Source organism: Profundibacter sp., assembly GCF_965277155.1.
Taxonomy (GTDB): Bacteria; Pseudomonadota; Alphaproteobacteria; order Rhodobacterales; family Rhodobacteraceae; genus Profundibacter.
In genome coordinates this window covers 340306-356506 of sequence record NZ_CBDIBV010000010.1, presented here as the reverse complement: position 1 = coordinate 356506, position 16201 = coordinate 340306, and the positions used below count along the sequence as shown (strand labels likewise).

The 16201-nt window shown below is 58.7% G+C and carries 14 protein-coding genes and 3 pseudogenes; 4 read left to right on the top strand and 13 right to left on the bottom strand.

Going from position 1 to position 16201, the window contains the following annotated elements; translation table 11 throughout:
* Nucleotides 1–42 precede the first annotated feature (42 nt).
* A pseudogene (locus tag ACQY4M_RS09630) lies at nt 43–1188 on the top strand (ABC transporter ATP-binding protein); the annotation flags it as partial.
* 171 nt (nt 1189–1359) lie between these two features.
* Complete coding sequence (gene rpmB, locus ACQY4M_RS09625; protein ID WP_428543488.1) at nt 1360–1647, top strand: 50S ribosomal protein L28; 288 nt, start codon at nt 1360–1362, stop codon at nt 1645–1647.
* Nucleotides 1648–1817: 170 nt separating this feature from the next.
* Here rpmB and ACQY4M_RS09620 read toward each other — a convergent pair whose 3' ends face one another.
* From ACQY4M_RS09620 to ACQY4M_RS09595, 6 genes and pseudogenes are all read right to left on the bottom strand, one after another.
* Nucleotides 1818–3218 carry an FAD-binding oxidoreductase gene (locus ACQY4M_RS09620; protein WP_428543486.1) on the bottom strand — a complete coding sequence of 467 codons (1401 nt, stop codon included), beginning with the start codon at nt 3216–3218 and terminating at the stop codon, nt 1818–1820.
* A gap of 3 nt (nt 3219–3221) precedes the next feature.
* Nucleotides 3222–4868 (bottom strand): annotated as a pseudogene (locus ACQY4M_RS09615) (sulfatase-like hydrolase/transferase).
* Between the two features lie 104 nt (nt 4869–4972).
* Nucleotides 4973–5899 carry a PHP domain-containing protein gene (locus tag ACQY4M_RS09610; protein WP_428543484.1) on the bottom strand — a complete coding sequence of 309 codons (927 nt, stop codon included), beginning with the start codon at nt 5897–5899 and terminating at the stop codon, nt 4973–4975.
* A 108-nt stretch (nt 5900–6007) separates the two neighbouring features.
* On the bottom strand, nt 6008–7513 hold the full coding sequence (locus tag ACQY4M_RS09605; RefSeq protein WP_428543482.1) for a tripartite tricarboxylate transporter permease: 1506 nt from the start codon (nt 7511–7513) through the stop codon (nt 6008–6010).
* A gap of 14 nt (nt 7514–7527) precedes the next feature.
* Nucleotides 7528–7896 carry a tripartite tricarboxylate transporter TctB family protein gene (locus tag ACQY4M_RS09600; protein ID WP_428543480.1) on the bottom strand — a complete coding sequence of 123 codons (369 nt, stop codon included), beginning with the start codon at nt 7894–7896 and terminating at the stop codon, nt 7528–7530.
* Between the two features lie 75 nt (nt 7897–7971).
* Nucleotides 7972–8499: pseudogene (locus tag ACQY4M_RS09595) on the bottom strand (IS3 family transposase); the annotation flags it as partial.
* A gap of 86 nt (nt 8500–8585) precedes the next feature.
* Here ACQY4M_RS09595 and ACQY4M_RS09590 point away from each other — a divergent pair.
* The gene (locus ACQY4M_RS09590) at nt 8586–9629 is read left to right on the top strand and encodes an IS5 family transposase (RefSeq protein WP_428539227.1); all 1044 of its coding nucleotides are present in this window, start codon (nt 8586–8588) and stop codon (nt 9627–9629) included.
* A 150-nt stretch (nt 9630–9779) separates the two neighbouring features.
* Here the strand turns inward: ACQY4M_RS09590 and ACQY4M_RS09585 are convergent, their stop codons facing one another.
* The 3 genes from ACQY4M_RS09585 to ACQY4M_RS09575 all read right to left on the bottom strand — a co-directional run bounded on the left by ACQY4M_RS09585 (nt 9780) and on the right by ACQY4M_RS09575 (nt 11488).
* Nucleotides 9780–10088 carry an IS3 family transposase gene (locus tag ACQY4M_RS09585; RefSeq protein WP_428543478.1) on the bottom strand — a complete coding sequence of 103 codons (309 nt, stop codon included), beginning with the start codon at nt 10086–10088 and terminating at the stop codon, nt 9780–9782.
* Nucleotides 10082–10390, bottom strand: a complete 309-nt coding sequence (locus ACQY4M_RS09580; RefSeq protein ID WP_428543476.1) for a transposase — start codon at nt 10388–10390, stop codon at nt 10082–10084. The genes ACQY4M_RS09585 and ACQY4M_RS09580 overlap by 7 nt, the downstream gene beginning before the upstream one ends.
* Nucleotides 10391–10522: 132 nt before the next feature.
* Nucleotides 10523–11488 (bottom strand): Bug family tripartite tricarboxylate transporter substrate binding protein, encoded by a 966-nt coding sequence (locus ACQY4M_RS09575; protein ID WP_428543474.1) that lies wholly within the window; start codon nt 11486–11488, stop codon nt 10523–10525.
* Between the two features lie 111 nt (nt 11489–11599).
* On the opposite strand from ACQY4M_RS09575, the gene ACQY4M_RS09570 reads away from it, so the two are divergent.
* Nucleotides 11600–12643 carry an IS5 family transposase gene (locus ACQY4M_RS09570; protein ID WP_428539221.1) on the top strand — a complete coding sequence of 348 codons (1044 nt, stop codon included), beginning with the start codon at nt 11600–11602 and terminating at the stop codon, nt 12641–12643.
* A 244-nt stretch (nt 12644–12887) separates the two neighbouring features.
* Here the strand turns inward: ACQY4M_RS09570 and ACQY4M_RS09565 are convergent, their stop codons facing one another.
* The 4 genes from ACQY4M_RS09565 to ACQY4M_RS09550 are packed head-to-tail and all read right to left on the bottom strand — an operon-like array spanning nt 12888 to nt 16148.
* Nucleotides 12888–13583, bottom strand: coding sequence for an ABC transporter ATP-binding protein (locus tag ACQY4M_RS09565; RefSeq protein WP_428543472.1), 696 nt, complete (start codon nt 13581–13583; stop codon nt 12888–12890).
* Complete coding sequence (locus ACQY4M_RS09560; protein ID WP_428544473.1) at nt 13583–14293, bottom strand: ABC transporter ATP-binding protein; 711 nt, start codon at nt 14291–14293, stop codon at nt 13583–13585. The genes ACQY4M_RS09565 and ACQY4M_RS09560 overlap by 1 nt, the downstream gene beginning before the upstream one ends.
* On the bottom strand, nt 14290–15225 hold the full coding sequence (locus tag ACQY4M_RS09555) for a branched-chain amino acid ABC transporter permease (protein ID WP_428543470.1): 936 nt from the start codon (nt 15223–15225) through the stop codon (nt 14290–14292). The genes ACQY4M_RS09560 and ACQY4M_RS09555 overlap by 4 nt, the downstream gene beginning before the upstream one ends.
* Complete coding sequence (locus tag ACQY4M_RS09550; RefSeq protein WP_428543468.1) at nt 15222–16148, bottom strand: branched-chain amino acid ABC transporter permease; 927 nt, start codon at nt 16146–16148, stop codon at nt 15222–15224. Before ACQY4M_RS09550 ends, ACQY4M_RS09555 begins: the two co-directional genes overlap by 4 nt.
* Between the last annotated feature and the right edge of the window lie 53 nt (nt 16149–16201).

The following is a 16201-nucleotide window of genomic DNA, read 5'->3' as shown; positions in this document are numbered from 1 at the left end:
GGTGCCTGAAATCAATTTCCACCACTTTCGAGACACAACCCCAACATCGAAAGTGTAAAACTGTTTGCCCATGGCGGCGGCGAGGAAAACTATGCCCGCCGCGCGATGCGCCGGTTCCGGCTGCGGTTTTTCCAGTTCGTGCGCCTGATGACGAAAATGTCCTTCGGGCTGAACTTTCTGAACGGGTTGTTGATTGTCGGCGTGCTGGGCATGGCAGTCTGGCTGTGGTCGATCGGTGAAATTTCGGTCGGCGAAGTGGCGGCAGCTTCGGCTCTGACCATCCGCCTGAACGGGATGAGCGGCTGGATCATGTGGCTGGCAATCCGCATATTCGAGCAGGTCGGTGTGATCCGCGAGGGTCTGCGCTCGGTCGCGGTGGCGCATGATGTGACCGACAGCCCCGCAGCGCCCGCATTGGCCATCGGCAAGGGTGAAATCGAGTTTTGCGATGTGTCGCATCATTACGGACGCGACAGTGGCGGGCTGGATAATGTGTCGCTGACCATCCCGCCCGCGCAAAAGGTGGGCCTGATCGGGCGTTCGGGTGCGGGGAAATCCAGCCTTGTGAACCTGCTGTTGCGGTTTCGCGATGTCGAACAGGGGGAAATCCTGATCGACGGGCAAAACGTGGCCCATGTGACGCAAGACAGCCTGCGCGGGGCGATTGGCATGGTGACGCAGGATTCATCCCTGTTGCACCGCTCCGTGCGCGACAACATCCTGTATGGCCGCCCTGATGCGAGTGAGGATCAGATGATCGCCGCCGCCAAACGGGCCGAGGCGCATGACTTCATCCTTGATCTGTCTGACCCGCACGGGCGCACCGGTTATGATGCCCAAGTGGGCGAACGTGGCGTGAAACTGTCAGGTGGTCAGCGCCAACGCATCGCCATCGCGCGGGTGATCCTGAAAGATGCACCCATTCTGGTGCTGGACGAGGCCACATCGGCACTGGACAGCGAGGTCGAAGCGGCAATCCAGCAAACCCTTTACGGTGTGATGGAAGGCAAAACCGTAATCGCCATCGCCCACCGTTTGTCGACCATTGCACAGATGGACCGGATCATCGTGCTGGATCAGGGCCGCGTGGTCGAGGATGGCCCGCACGAAGCCCTATTGGCGAAAAACGGCATCTATGCCGGCCTGTGGCACCGTCAATCGGGTGGATTTCTGGGGTTGGATACATAATTCCCCGATCCGCGCGCGTGAATCACTTGACGCTCCCCCAGATTGCGCCTAAACCGCGCAAACGGAATTCAGGGCACTGCTATGATTCACTCATGACGGTGCCCTATTGTATTATCGAGCCGCCCACCGCAAATGATTGTTCGGGCTGGCGCTGAGACAAGGAAGAAAACAATGGCACGTCGTTGCGAACTGACCGGAAAAGGCCCAATGTCTGGCAACAATGTCAGCCACGCGAAAAACAGAACCCGTCGCCGGTTTCTGCCCAACCTGAACGACGTGACACTGATGTCCGACGTTCTGGGTCGCTCTTTCAAACTGCGGATTTCGGCCGCTGCCCTGCGCACTGTTGACCACCGCGGCGGTCTGGACGCCTTCATGGCCAAAGCCAAAGACGCCGAGCTGTCGGACAAGGCGCTGAAGATCAAGAAAGACATTTCCGAAGCACAGGCCACTGCCTAAACCGCTTTCGGGTTTTGATGAATTGAAAAGGCCCTGCCGTTTGGCAGGGCTTTTTGTTTTGGGTTGGTGCCTCGGCTAGTTCACATGTGAATTTGAGAACGAGGACAGCGCCCGGCCCTGGGTGGGCGCTGTCCGGCTTCGCCGTCCGTGGTGACGTTGTTGCTGCTGCCTCACGGCAACACCTTCCCCGGGTTCATGATCCCCAGCGGGTCCAGCGCGATTTTGATCTGCCGCATCACCCCCAGCGCCGCCTTGTCCTTGCGCCGTGCCATGGACGGTTTCTTGGACAGGCCCACCCCGTGTTCTGCCGAAAAACTGCCGCCAAGGCCCTGTACCACGTCCTCGATCGTTTCGGTGATCCAGTCGGCCAGTTCCAGCGAATCCGAGGATGGCAGCACCGAATAATGGATATTGCCATCCCCCAGATGCGCCACGCTGATGCTGTGGGCGTCTTTGTCCAGCCGTTGCAGATGTGCGTCCATCTGCTCAAGGAAGGCGGGTAATTTGTCCAGCGCCACGCAGATGTCGCTGTCGATGCGCGGGCTTTGCGATAGCACCACTTCGGCGGCGGCCTCGCGGCGGGCCCACATGTCGGCGCGTTGGGTTTCGTTCTGGGCCACCACCGCGTCCAGCACCAACCCCTGTTCCATCATTTCGACCAGCCCCAGTTCCAGCAGGGCAGTCAGCGGGATTTCCCCGTTAACGTCGGGTGTCACATCGCGCGGGGCGGTGGCGCCCAATTCGATGAGGATGTTCACCTGATGCGGGGCGTCAAACGGCGGGCGGGTTTCGGGATGACGCGCCTGATACATTTCAACGTAATTGCCGGGCATATATTCAAACGCCTCGACCGCGCCGCCAGATGCTGTTTGCAGCCGGTTCAACAGGGTCAAAGCATCGGTAAGACTGGGCACTGCGGCCATCGCGGTGGCATAGGCGGCGGGTTTGGGGAACAGTTTGAGGACGGCGGCGGTGATCACGCCCAAGGTGCCCTCGGCCCCGATGAACAGATCGCGCAAATCATAGCCTGCATTGTCCTTGTGCAATTCGCTCATCAGGTTCATCACTTCACCGCTGGGCAAAACCACCTCAAGCCCCAGACAAAGGGCGCGTGTATTGCCATAGCGCAGCACGTTCGAGCCGCCCGCGTTGGTCGACAGCGCCCCGCCGATCATGGCTGAGCCACGCGCGCCAAACAGCAAGGGAAAGATCAGCCCCTGTTCCTCTGCCGCGTCATGCAGGCTGGCGATGATCACGCCGGCCTCGACAATGGCGATGCGGGCCTCTGGGCGGATCTCGCGGATGGCGTTCAGGCGTTCCAGTGACAGCAGGATGCCGCCCTCGGTATGGGTGCCACCGACAAGGCCGGTGTTGCCGGAAATCGGCACCACGGGGGTTTTGGTTTCGCTGGCCAGCCGCATCACTTCGCTGACCTGATCGGTATCTGCCGGGCGCACCACGGCCAGAGGGTGGCCGGTGTATTTGCCCATCCAGTCGGTGGCATAGCCCTGCATATCATTGCCATGCAGCACATTGGCGGTGCCGACGATTTCGGTCAGTCGGGTCAGCATGGGTTAATCCCTTTCCTTGGTCGGCACGAGGCCGCGGTATTTGCTTGAAGCAGCGGGTGGCACCTCGTCCGGTTCATAAACGCCGATCAATATGCCGACCTGTTTGCCGCCGGTTTTGCCCGCTTCGATCTGCGCGTCCGAAACCGTCACCCTTTGCGACATGCGGCGGCCCCATTTGCCCAACCGCTCGTACATCAGGGCGATAATATCGGCGTGATCAGCGCTGTCGCCCAGATCGTCAAATTCATCCGGATCGTTTTGCAGATCAAACAGCATCGGGCGAAAGCCGCCCTCGGCATGGATGAATTTCCAGCGTTGATCGGTGACCATGAACAGGCGGGCATCGCGGGGGGTGACGCCCAGTTCGGTCGACATCGGACTGGTCGAGTAATCATATTCGCTGATCGCGTATTCGCGCCAGTTTTCGGGCGTTTTGCCATGCAGGAACGGCAGCAAGGATCGCCCCTCGACAATGTGGTCCGGCACCTTGCCACCGGCCACCTCGATAAAGGTTGCGGGCAGGTCGATGGATTCCACCAGCGCGTCACAGGTGGTGCCACGGGTAGAGTCGGCATCCGGCGAGGGGTTATAGATGATCAGCGGCACCTTGACCGATGGCTCGTGAAACAGATCCTTTTCCCCCAGCCAGTGATCGCCCAGATAATCGCCATGATCCGAGGTGATGACGATCATCGTGTCCTGCATCCGGCCCGTGCGTTCCAGATAGTCGAACAGGTGGCCCATCTGGTCGTCGCATTGCTTGATCAGGCCCATATAGGCAGGGATCACCTTTTGGCGCACCTCCTCGCGAGAAAAGGCGCGGCCGATGCGGTTGTTCATGAAAGCCTTGAAAACAGGGTGTGGATTGTCGCGTTCGCTATCGCGACGCACGGCGGCGGGCACATGGTTGGCGCCGAACATGTCGTGATAGGGGGCGGGGGCGATATAGGGCCAGTGCGGTTTGATATAGGACAGGTGCGCGCACCACGGCCCCTTGGCCTGTTGGATGAATTTGATCGCTTCGCCCGTCAGCCAAGGGGTTTCGCTGTCTTCCTCGGTAATGTTGGCGGGTTTGTTGGCGTTGGTCATGAACCAGCCTGAGGCAATGTCGTCGTCCTCTGCCGCCGCATTGGCAAAATCGGCCTAGGGGTTTTCGCAGGGGTAGCCGCGTGATTTCAGGTATTCGTTATAGGGCGAGCGGTTTTCATCGTAAAACCCGTCCGGCCCCTCGGCCCACAGCCCGTCATCACGGCACCAGACATCGAACCCGCATTCCGCCTGCCGCGCCCCGATCACGCTGTCAGGGGACAGGCCAAGGCGTTCCATCCCTGCCGCATCCACCCGCATATGGGTTTTGCCGATCAGCCAGCAATCCATGCCAAGCGGCCGCAGATGATCACCCAGCGTCATTTCCCCGACCCGCAGAGGGAAGCCGTTATACTGCGCCCCGTGGGACGAGGCATAGCGGCCGGTATAGGTGCTCATCCTTGAGGCACCACAAACGGGGGATTGCACATAGGCGCGGGTGAATCGCACGCCACGCGCCGCGATGCGGTCGATGTTCGGGGTGTGCAGATGCGGGTGCCCTGCGCAGGACAGGTAATCGAACCGCAGCTGGTCGAACATGATGAAAAGAATGTTTTTTGTCATGTCGCCATGGGGCCGTAAAATATGTTCGCAGGCAAGCGAAAATTCACGGGGGGTTGTTTTCTTTGAAAGAAAACAGTTCGGAACCTTTCAAAGATTTCGGGGACCTAGTGATCAAGCCAGATCGGATTGCTCCAGGCCCGTTTGCCTGCGTGATCAATCACTGTGATCCGTATCCACGGGCTGACGGCGAACCGGTCCAGTGCGATGGATCCTGTGGTCAGGTCCGTGCCGCGAATTTTCGAGGAGGCGATGCCCTTGCCCGCCACGGTGATGGTCTGCACTTTCGAACAGTCCACCTCGACCGTCAGCCGTGTCAGCCGGATGTCATGGATTTCGGGACCGGTCGAGGAATAGAATTCCCCGGCTTTTAGCGCAGCCAACAGGGCCTCGGGGCTGTTTTCAGTTGCCTTCACCATCACCCAGCCGCCAAAGTAATCCGGTGCGTGGAAATGGGCGTCGTCGGTGGCAATGCAGGTCAGTTTCCGCCCCTCGTTCAGCATATGGTCATAAGAAAGTAATCCATCGCCACGATCATTTTCGATGGCGCAGCCGTGGTTATAGATTTCAACCGCATGGGCGGCAGGGATACGGCGGGCGTCGGATTCGGTCAAGCCGGACCAATGCGGGTGGGCGATGGCAATAAAGGCACCGGCATCTGCCGCGCGGTTGGTCAGGCTGGTGATGGTTTCGCTGCTGTCGAAATGGCGAAAATGCGGCACATCCGGCGGGGTGAAATCGTCGGGCAGGCCAACGGCCACCACATGCCACATATCGCCATTGTCCATCGCGCTGCAATGCAGTTCCGCGCCATGCAGGGTGGTGAACCCGTCATTGTGAAAACCTGTAGTGTCGGTGACCGGATAACCATATTGGCCGAGGAAATGATCCGTCAGGCTGATGAAGTCGTAACCTGCGTCCTGATAGCGGTGGCAAACCTCTTGCGGTTCCAGCGCCCCGTCAGATCGGGTGGAATGGGTGTGCAGATTGCCACGGTAAAACTGGCCGGGGGCGGTGAAGAAGCTGGTGGTCATGGTTATGGCCTTTGTCCGAATTCGCGTTGATTTAATCCAGAGTGATGACAGTTATATTCTGCATCTTTCCCGTCTGCGACATTCTTTTCCTGAAAACGGCACAGGGTATTAATCCGTAGGCGGGACAGGCTTTTTCAGAACTCCCCGCAGAAACATCGGCCCGACAAATCCCAATATGGCCGCCGCCCAGAAGCCGATTGCGATCCACGAGGAAAACAAAAAGGTCCATTCCCCGTCGGAAATGACCATCGCCCGCCGCAGGTTATCCTCCATCCGGTTGCCCAGCAGGATGCCCAGAATGATTGGAACTGTAGGCACATCCAGTTTGCGCAGGAAAAACCCCATGGCGCCAAACCCGATCATCATTAGCAAATCAAAGGTGGAACCGGACAGCGAATAAATACCGACAAAAGAAACCATCGTGACGCCGGGCAATAAAACCCATGGAGGCACCGTCAGAATGCGGACAAAGAATTTGACCATCGGTACATTCAGGATCAGCAACACGACATTGGCGATCAGCAGGGATGCAATCAGCCCCCAGACCACATCGGGGCGATCAGTGAATAATGTGGGGCCAGGCGTGATATTCAGCGTCATCAACAGTGCCAACAACACGGCTGTGGTGCCTGACCCCGGCACGCCCAGCGTCAACATCGGGATCAGTGCGCCACCGGCGGCGGCGTTGTTTCCGGCCTCGGGGGCGGCAACACCGCGCGGGTCACCGTGGCCGAACATGGAATTGTCTTTGACGATGGCCTTTTCGGCGGAATAGGACAGAAAACTGCCTAGTGACGCGCCGGCGCCGGGCAGGATACCAGCAACAAACCCGATCAGGGTCGAGCGCAGCATCGTCCATTTACACAGCATGATATCTTTCACCGGGATGGTAATTTTACCCAGTTTCACCCCGATGGCGGAATCCCTGCCGTGGCTTTCGATAAATACAAAGACTTCGGTCACCGCGAACAGGCCGACAATGGCCACCAGAAAATCGACCCCGTCATACAGGTGCAGGTTGCCATAGGTAAAGCGCACGATACTGGTGTTGTTATCAATGCCGATCATGGAAATTCCAAGCCCGATACAGGCCGCAATCGCCGCCTTGGCCTGATTTTTCGAGGCAATCCCGCCAAGGGTGGAAAAGGCCAGAATATACAGGGCAAAGTATTCGGCAGGTCCGAATTTATAAGCAAGGCGCGCCAGCACAGGGGCCAGCAGGATCAGGCCGAAGGTGGCCAGCAATGCGCCAACAAAGGTCGCAACGCCGGACAATACCAAGGCATCCCCCGCGCGCCCCGCTTTGGCCATCGGGTAGCCGTCAAGCGTGGTCATCAGCGCCGGTTCGTCCCCGGGAATATTCAGCAGGATAGACGATATCCGCCCGCCATACATCGCCCCGTAATAGACCGATGTCATCAGCACCAGCGAGGCCGTCGCATCCAGCCCCAGCGAGAACGCCAGCGGGATCAGGATGGCCACTCCGTTACTTGGCCCAAGGCCCGGCAAGGCACCAATGATCGTGCCAAGAATACATCCGATCACGGCCAAAAACAGAGTGGTCGGGGTTAGTGCAACGGCAAAGCCGTCCATCAGCAGAGACAGGGTTTCCATATCTATCTCCGCACCTAGAACCACGCCTTGGGAAAGGCATACAGCCCAAGCCCCAACGCATATCTAAAGATTACAAACAGCCCGACAGACAAACCAACTCCGGTTAAAGCGGAGGAGAGCCGGCGGGGGTTGATTTGATAGCTAAGCAACCCCGCAGCCAGTGTTGTCGGGATGACAAAGCCTAAAGGTTTCAATGTGTAAGCATATCCAACCAGCACAATAACCGCCAATCCAAGCCGCAAAAAGGTGATTGCAGGCGGCCAAAACGGATCTGCCTCGGGTTTCCATATCACCACCAATGCGGCCGCGATTGCGCAGCCACCGATAATATAGGGAAAGGTTTTCGATCCCACCGGATCAGACAAGAAGCTGGTCTGGATCAAGGTGGCGCTGAAGATAGAGGTGGTCCCACTTTTTTGACCAGTCAGCAGCCAGTTTAAGATGGATCAGGGTTTCATTTAGGCTGCCAAACTCATTGGTTTTGTTTTTCTGTCATAGGCTTCATCCGGGGTCAATATTCCGTGGGTGGAATGCGGGCGCTCGGTGTTGTAGTAAGCCAACCATTTCCCGATCCCGGCGCGGGTCTGCGAACCCGTTTCAAATGCGTTGAGGTAAATGCATTCGTATTTCAAGGATCGCCAAAGCCGCTCGATCATCCGGTTATCGACCCAGCGACCTTTGCCATCCATCGAGATTTTCACGTCGGCTTCTTTCAGCGCCTGCGTCCATTCAAACCCGGTGAACTGGCTGCCCTGGTCGCTGTTCATGATATCGGGCTTGCCGTATTTGGCCATAGCCTCTTTCAGGGCTTCAACGCAAAAATCTGCCTCCATGCTGTTTGACAATCTCCAGCTCAAAACCTTGCGGCTGTGCCAGTCCATGATCGCGACCAAATAGAGGAACCCGCGCTGCATCGGAATGTAGGTGATATCTACGCACCACACATGGTTTGGACGATCAATCGTCAGGTCTCGCAGCAGATACGGGGAACCTCTAAAAATCCCCCAAAATCCGGCCTGACGGGGTAGAATCGTCATCAGGATGAAAATGATTCGACCGACGGGGTTTTGTCATGGGTCAGATGGGATTTTTTGATCTTTCCAGCCGATACGCGGGACTGGACAAATCTGGTGATCCGCTGGTGTTGCTCAACGACATGGTGCCGTTCGAGGATTACCGGGACGAGCTGAAGGCCATATGGCGCACGCCGCCCGAACAGCGCAAATCCAACGCTGGCCGCCCGCCTTGGGATGAGGTGCTGATATTCAAGACGATGGTTTTGCAGCAGCTCTACAACCTCTCTGACGATCAGATCGAGTATCAGATCCGCGACCGCCTGTCGTTCATGCGGTTTCTCGGCCTTGGCATTGAAGACAGCGTACCTGACGCCAAGACCATCTGGGCCTACCGTGAAAGGCTGGCCGGGGCCGGGAAGATGAAGGAGCTGTTTGACAAGTTCGATGCCTTTCTGCGCGAAAAGGGCTATCTGGCGATGGGCGGGCAGATTGTTGATGCGAGCATCGTTCCGGCGCCGCGCCAGCACAACAAAAGGGACGAGAACGAGAAAATCAAGGCGGGCGAAACGCCTGAAGAGTGGGAGGAAAAACCCCACAAGAAGCGCCAGAAGGACGTGGATGCGCGCTGGACGAAGAAGCACGGCAAGAGCTATTACGGCTACAAGAACCACATCAATGTCGACCGGCGGCACAAATTCATCCGCGCTTATGATGTCACCGATGCCGCCGTGCATGACAGCCAGGCGCTTGCCGGTCTGATTGATGCGAGCAACACCTCATCGGACCTGTGGGCCGACAGCGCCTATCGCTCGCAAAAGATCGAAAGCGAGCTGGAAGAGCGGGGGCTTCACAGCCATATCCATCACAAGGGCAGGCGCGGCAAGCCGCTTGGCGAGCGCCAGCAAAAGGCCAACCGGAGGCGCTCGAAAGTGCGGGTCCGGGTCGAGCATGTATTCGCTTTTCAGGAGCGCTCCATGGGCGGCAAGCTGATCCGCTCCATCGGCCTGAAGCGGGCGCGATTTCGCATCGGGATGATGAACCTGGTCTACAACATGAAGCGCTTCGTCCAGTTCGAATGCGGCCTGGCGGCGCCGGGATAAGGGTTCATGGGGTGAGGTGTGCCTGAAATACCCAAAACCGGCTTGAAACCGGTGAAAATGGGTTTATGATCCGAAGCAATCAGGCGGGACAGGCGAAAAACCGTCCACCCCGCCGCGAAGAAGGCGAAAACGGGAATTTACAGAGGTTCCCTACGGGTAGATCTTATGCTGCGGATGTTTCTTGCTCGTGTTGGGCGTCTGGTAGATCGGAACCAACCGCATCAGCCGCATCAAACGGCGGACCCTGTGGCGACCACACTTGTAACCTTGGCGCTGCATGTGCCGGGCCATTTGCCGTGATCCATACCACGGCGTCTGCAAGAATTGCTTGTCGATTATTGTCATGAACCGCAAATTTTCAGCACTTTCGCCTTTTGGCTGGTAATACAGGTTCGAGCGCGCCAGAGAAAGTAGCCCGCATTGTCGTCGCACACTCAGATCATGCTCACGGCTCACCATTTTTTGCCTCGCTTCCCGAGCAACTGTTGCGAGGCGTTGGCTAAAAAATCCCGTTCCACGACCAGCTGACCAATCTTGGAGTGCAGCTTCTCAATCTGGGCTTCATCAACCCGATCAGGATCACGGCCCCGTCTGGAAAATGCCGTGGCCATGTTTTCAATCGCTGCTCGTTTCCATGTGCCAATCTGGGTTGGATGCACACCATACTTCTTCGACAGCTCCGCCATCGTCATTTCCTCGCGGATTGCTTCAAGCGCAACGCGGGCTTTGAATTCGGGAGAATGGTTCTTTCGTTTCGTCATTTTGAATCGTCTTTCTCATAAGTCGATCCACCTTAACAACTGGTCCGAATTTCCGCGACCACCTCTGATATACCCCAGCGCCACGATCAGGATCACCAGACCGAAGATACGGTCGCTCATGGTGCGGTCCGCTTACTTGATCACGCCAATATCACGCGACAGCTGGGCAATTTCGCCGATTACGCCATTAACGTAATTCTGGAAATCCGGCCCAACCTTGGTGAACGGGGCCAAGCCGTGCGACACCATGGCTTCGTGCCATTCATCCGATGCCGCTACCTTGGCCAAAGCATCCGACCATTTCTGGTATGCTTCGTCGGAAATGCCCTTGGGCACATACAACCCGCGCCAGTTAACCGCGACCACATCAATGCCCTGTTCCTTGGCGGTGGGGATATCTTCAAAACCGGGGATACGTTCGTCGGTAAAGGCGGCCAAAACCCGGATATCGCCGGATTTAAGGAAGCCCACGACCTCGGACATATCGCCTGTTACGGCCTGAACATGGCCGCCGATGGCCTGTGTGATTGCGTCGCCGCCACCATCAAGCCCGATGTATTTCACCGCGCGGATATCGTTGAAACCGGCCCGTCCCAGTGCCATCAGAACCTTGATGTGGTCAAACCCGCCGACAGCTGATCCACCGGCAAATGTAACGGATTTCGGGTCGGCCTTAACCGCGTCCAGCAGATCGGTCAGCGTTTTGTAAGGACTGTCCGCAGCAACGGCAATCACGCCAGGATCGGCACCGATGGCTCCCAGAAAACGCACCTGATCGGCCGTCATTCCGCCGTAAGCATTTTGTGCCAACCGTGTGGCTGTGGCGCTTGAGGCGGCGACGATCAGGTCTTCGTCGTCATTGCGTTCGTTTACAACGGTGCTATAGGCAAGTCCGCCACCACCACCCGCCATGTTGGTAACCTGAATTGGGGCGTCTACAGCGCCGATATCATACATGATTTTACCAATGGTACGGCAGGTGAAATCCCAACCGCCACCGGGGTTCGCCGGGGCAATGCATTCGGCTGCCATCGCGGATGTTGTCAGGCTTGCGCTGACGATCAGGCCGGCTGCAAAGCGTTTGAATATTGCATTCATTTTGGTCTCCTCCCAAGGATATACTATATTACAAAGACCTCTGCATAACATCGGGATTCCCCCGGGTTGGCCGTTTTGGTAAGCTAGCCGGGAAATCTCTGGGGTGAATAGATGGACCTTTTCCTGCACGAAGCGGCGGCACGGATCGGCGCGGATGACGTTCTGTCGAAGATCGACGCGCTGATGGATTGGAACTCGTTTTTGCCGATCCTGCGGCGCGGTCTGGGGCGCTCGGGGATCGGGCCTCAGGGCTATGATCCGCTGGTTCTGTTCAAGTGTCTTCTGGTTGGCCAGTGGCACGGGCTGAGCGACCCGAAGCTGGAGCGGGCCTTGAAGGTGCGGCTGGATTTCATGCTGTTCTGCGGGCTCGATCTGCACGCGTCGGTGCCGGATGAGACGACCCACTGCCGGTTCCGCAATGCGCTGGTCCGGGGTGGCGTTTACGATGAGCTGCTGGCCGAGGTCTGCCGCCAGATCGAGGCGCATGGGCTGAAGCTGAAAGAGGCTGAGGCGGCGATCATTGATGCGACCCTGATCGCGGCGGCGGCGCGCCCGCGCACCCATATCGACGCCCCGCAGGACCGGGCAGAGGACGGGGCAAGGGAAGGGACGCCGGATGATCCGCCCGAGGTCTCACCCGACGGGGCACAGCTGCATTTCAGCGCCGACCCTGATGCCCGCTGGGTCAAGAAGGGCCGCAAGAGCACGCTCGGCTACAAGGGCTTTGCCCGCTGCGACGAAGAGGGCTTTATCGACAAGGTGCACACCACGCCCGCCAATGCCGCCGAAAGCCCCGAATTCGCCACCATGATCGCGGGCGCAAAGGCGCAGCGGGTGCTGGCCGACAAGGCCTATGCGAGCAAGGCCAACCGCCAGATGCTGCGCGGCAAATACCGCGACGGCATCCTGCGCAAGGCAGCGCGCGGCCGCCCCCTGCGGCAATCGGAGAAACGCTTCAACCGGCTGATTTCGAAACGCCGCTTCCGCATCGAGCAGACTTTCGGCACGATGAAACGCCTCTTCGGCCTGCAGCGGGCGAGATATTTCGGGCGCGCCAGGGTGCATGCCCAGATGGTCATGGCCGCCATCGCGCAAAACCTGCTCAAGGCCGCAAACAGGATCACCCTCAACCCGCAAACCCCCGCAATCGCATAGCCCCAAACCCCGCCACCCGTCTGTCCGCCGGACCCGCAGGGGCGCAAGGTGGGCGGCCGATATCTTGCTTCAACCGAAAGCCATGGCCTCATGCAGAGGTCTTTTACAAACCATGGGGCTGGCCGTTTGTTCTGATATGGCACATGTCCCCGGATTGGTGACGCTAAGTAAGCGTCAGTGGAAGCCAAGAGTCAAATATCAATTTTACCACGCGGTAAAATCAGGTGCTGATTTGGCTTTTGCCCTAAACCCCTACAAACCGTTGCAACAGCCCTTTGTCGGTGCGCACATCATCTGGCGTCACCGTCATTGCATCGCGTCCGTTTTCAACGAATACAATCCGGTCGGCCACTTCCAGCACCGCATCCACCCGCTGCTCCACCAATATAATCGCCACACCCTGTTTTTTCAGCGTCACCACAACATCGCGGATCAGCGTAATCATCGAGGGTTGCAACCCCTCGGTCGGCTCGTCCAGCAACAGCACTTTGGGTTCCAGACACAGGGCCCGCGCGGTGGCCAGCATCTGTTGTTCGCCGCCTGACAGGGTTTCGGCCCGCTGGTGCAACCGTTCCCGCAGACGCGGGAACATGTCCAGCACCCGTTCGCGCACTTCGGCCCCTTTGCCGCGGGTCATCAGGCCGATTTGCAGGTTCTCGGCCACCGTCATTTCCGCAAACAGCCGTCGCCCCTGCGGGATGTATCCGATCCCCAGTTTGGGCACGCGGTAGGCAGACAGGCCGGTGATCTCGTGCCCCTCAAGCTGCATCGACCCAGCACTGATTGGCACCAGCCCCATGATTGCTTTCATGGTGGTGGACTTGCCCGCACCATTGCGCCCCAGCAGGCACAGGATTTCCCCGGCAGCCACATTCAGCGACAGCCCGTGCAGCACCTGCACCTTGCCGTAAGCGGCGTTTATGTCGTGTAGTTCCAGCATCATCCGCCCAGATACGCCTCTTGCACATGCGCGTTGGCGCGGATTTCGGCCGGTGTGCCTTCGGCGATGATCTCGCCGAAATTCAGCACGGTGATTGTGTCGGCCAGCGCCATCACCACGGGAATGTTGTGTTCGATCAACAGCACGGTGGTGTTGGCCGATACCTCGCGGATCAAGGCAATGAACTCCTCGATCTCGCCATCCGACAGCCCTTGTGTCGGCTCGTCAAGGATCAGCAATTTCGGTTCCTGCCCCAGCCCCATCGCAATTTCCAGCAGACGCTGGTGGCCATAGGCCAGATCACCCGCCACCTGATCGGCGTGCCCGTCCAGCCCGACGCGGGCCAGCGCCCCCATGGTTTCGCGTTTCAGCGCCGCGTGGTCGCGGCCCAACCGGTGTTGCACGGCAAGGGCCACGTTTTCATAAACCGTCAGGTTGCCGAATATTGAGGTGATCTGGAACGTATAGGCCATGCCCATCGAGATGCGTTTATGCGCGGGCAGGTGGGTGACATCCTGCCCCTGAAACGTGATTGTGCCGCTGCTGGCGGGAATACGACCACAGAGCATCGACACAAATGTGGTTTTCCCCGCCCCGTTCGGCCCGATCAGTGCGCGGATTTCACCCTGTGGCAGGTCAAAATCCACATCACACACGGCGCGCAGGCCGCCGAAATGGCGACACAGATCGCGGGTGGACAGCAGGGTCACGGCAGCCATTTCAACCACCTTTCCCTGACCATCCCCATTATTCCCTTGGGCGCGAACAGGGTCAGCAACACCAGCGCTACGCCCACCACCAGCATATAGGCGTCGGTCACTCCGCTGGACAGGTCGATCAGATAGAACATGAACAAGGCGCCGATGAACGGGCCGATCACGGTGCCTGCCCCACCCAGCAACACCCAGAGCAGCGGAAAGATCGAATAGGGCACCTGCGCGAAACTGGCCCCGACATAGCCGAACAGCACGCCATAAGCCGCCCCCGCCGCCCCCGATACCGTGCCCGACATCAACACAGCGGACAGTTTGGCGCGCCATGTGTCATAGCCCAACATCCTTGCCCGCTCCTCGTTTTCGCGAATGGCGATCAGCACGCGGCCCAAGGGGCTGCGCACCAGCCAGAGCGTGCCGAGAAGAACGATTGAAAACAGCAGCCACGCGGCGAAATAGCGGATTGTCGGATCGCTTAGATCCAGCCCCATGATCTGGCGACTGGCCTGTTTGATGCCAAAACCTTCGTCCCCGCGGGTGACCGATCCGAAATAGAGGATGGTCAGGAATATGGTTTGCGAGAACATCAGCGTGACGATCATAAACGCCACACCAATGGTGCGCAGCGCCAGCAGGCCGACAACCAGCGACAGGGCGAAAGCAGCGGCAACGCCCATCAAAAACGCAGGCCCGACCGGCAGTCCCAACTGCGTTACCGCCAACCCCATGCCATACATGCCGGCGGCAAAGAACATCGCGTGGCCAAGGCTAAGCAACCCCGTGTAGCCGAACATGATGTTATAGCCCATCGCGAAGGTGGCCATCACCATGATCCGCGCCAGATTGCCGTGGTGATAGGCAGGCAGGGCGAATTGCAGCGCGAACAGCAGGGCAATCAGGCCAAGGTGCAGGGGCAGGGCGCGGCTCATGCGGGTTTGGCTCCGAACAGGCCTTGCGGGCGGTAAACCAGCACCATTGCCACCAGCAATGTCGCCAGCATTTTCGCCAGTGTCGGGGTGAAAAAGACCGAGATGATGCCATCACTCATGCCGATCAGCACGGCGGCAACCACGGTGCCGCGCAAGGATCCCAGCCCGCCGATGATCACCACGATGAACGACAGCAACAGCGGGTCACCCCCCATCAGATAATGCGCCTGCTGGATCGGCACGACCAGCACCGCACCAAGGGCGGCCAGTGCCGCGCCCATGCCGAACACCAGCGCAAAGACGCGCTCAACCGGAATGCCGAACGCCTGCGCGGTTTCGCTGTCCAGCTGGGTTGCCCGCAGGATCAGGCCGATTTTGCTGCGGGCCATCAACAGCCACAGGCCCAGACAGGTGACAATCGCCGCCGCGATCACGAACAGTTTGTAGCTGGTGATACTTAACCCCCAGGGCCAGTAAATCTGGAACCCCGCATCGGTGAATTCATACCACGGCAGGGCAAGGCGGGTGTTGAACGGGGGCGTGACCGGATGGGCGTCGGGACCATAGGTCATCAGGGTGACTTGCTGGATGATGTAAAGCAGGCCGATGGTGGCAACGATGGTGCGCTCGGGGTCATATTCTACCCGCCGCAACACCAGCCAGTCGGCGGCGGCGGCCATCAAACCCACCAGCAACGGCGCAACCACAAGCGCGACCACAAACCCGAGGGCCGGATTGCCACCCAGCATCGTGGTCACCCACCACGCCAGCACTGCGCCCAGCATGAAGAATTCGCCATGTGCCACGTTGACCACGCGCATCACGCCAAACACCAGTGACAGGCCCAAAGCGGTCAGGGTCAGGACTGATGCCTGCACCAGACCTTCGAGCATGGCAAGCATAAGGTGGGGGCCGAATTCCATCTGTGGTGAACTGCTCTTTGGTTTTGTGGAACGGTGTTCCCTCCCCCGTTTTA

Excerpts from the sequence above, each read along its gene's own strand:
- ACQY4M_RS09575 (WP_428543474.1), bottom strand. The coding sequence starts at position 11,488 with ATGAATGCAATATTCAAACGCTTTGCAGCCGGCCTGATCGTCAGCGCA.
- ACQY4M_RS09585 (WP_428543478.1), bottom strand. The coding sequence starts at position 10,088 with ATGGTGAGCCGTGAGCATGATCTGAGTGTGCGACGACAATGCGGGCTA.
- ACQY4M_RS09610 (WP_428543484.1), bottom strand. The coding sequence starts at position 5,899 with ATGACCACCAGCTTCTTCACCGCCCCCGGCCAGTTTTACCGTGGCAAT.
- ACQY4M_RS09580 (WP_428543476.1), bottom strand. The coding sequence starts at position 10,390 with ATGACGAAACGAAAGAACCATTCTCCCGAATTCAAAGCCCGCGTTGCG.
- ACQY4M_RS09605 (WP_428543482.1), bottom strand. The coding sequence starts at position 7,513 with ATGGAAACCCTGTCTCTGCTGATGGACGGCTTTGCCGTTGCACTAACC.
- rpmB (WP_428543488.1), top strand. The coding sequence starts at position 1,360 with ATGGCACGTCGTTGCGAACTGACCGGAAAAGGCCCAATGTCTGGCAAC.
- ACQY4M_RS09570 (WP_428539221.1), top strand. The coding sequence starts at position 11,600 with ATGGACCTTTTCCTGCACGAAGCGGCGGCACGGATCGGCGCGGATGAC.
- ACQY4M_RS09620 (WP_428543486.1), bottom strand. The coding sequence starts at position 3,218 with ATGCTGACCCGACTGACCGAAATCGTCGGCACCGCCAATGTGCTGCAT.
- ACQY4M_RS09590 (WP_428539227.1), top strand. The coding sequence starts at position 8,586 with ATGGGTCAGATGGGATTTTTTGATCTTTCCAGCCGATACGCGGGACTG.
- ACQY4M_RS09550 (WP_428543468.1), bottom strand. The coding sequence starts at position 16,148 with ATGGAATTCGGCCCCCACCTTATGCTTGCCATGCTCGAAGGTCTGGTG.
- ACQY4M_RS09565 (WP_428543472.1), bottom strand. The coding sequence starts at position 13,583 with ATGCTGGAACTACACGACATAAACGCCGCTTACGGCAAGGTGCAGGTG.
- ACQY4M_RS09555 (WP_428543470.1), bottom strand. The coding sequence starts at position 15,225 with ATGAGCCGCGCCCTGCCCCTGCACCTTGGCCTGATTGCCCTGCTGTTC.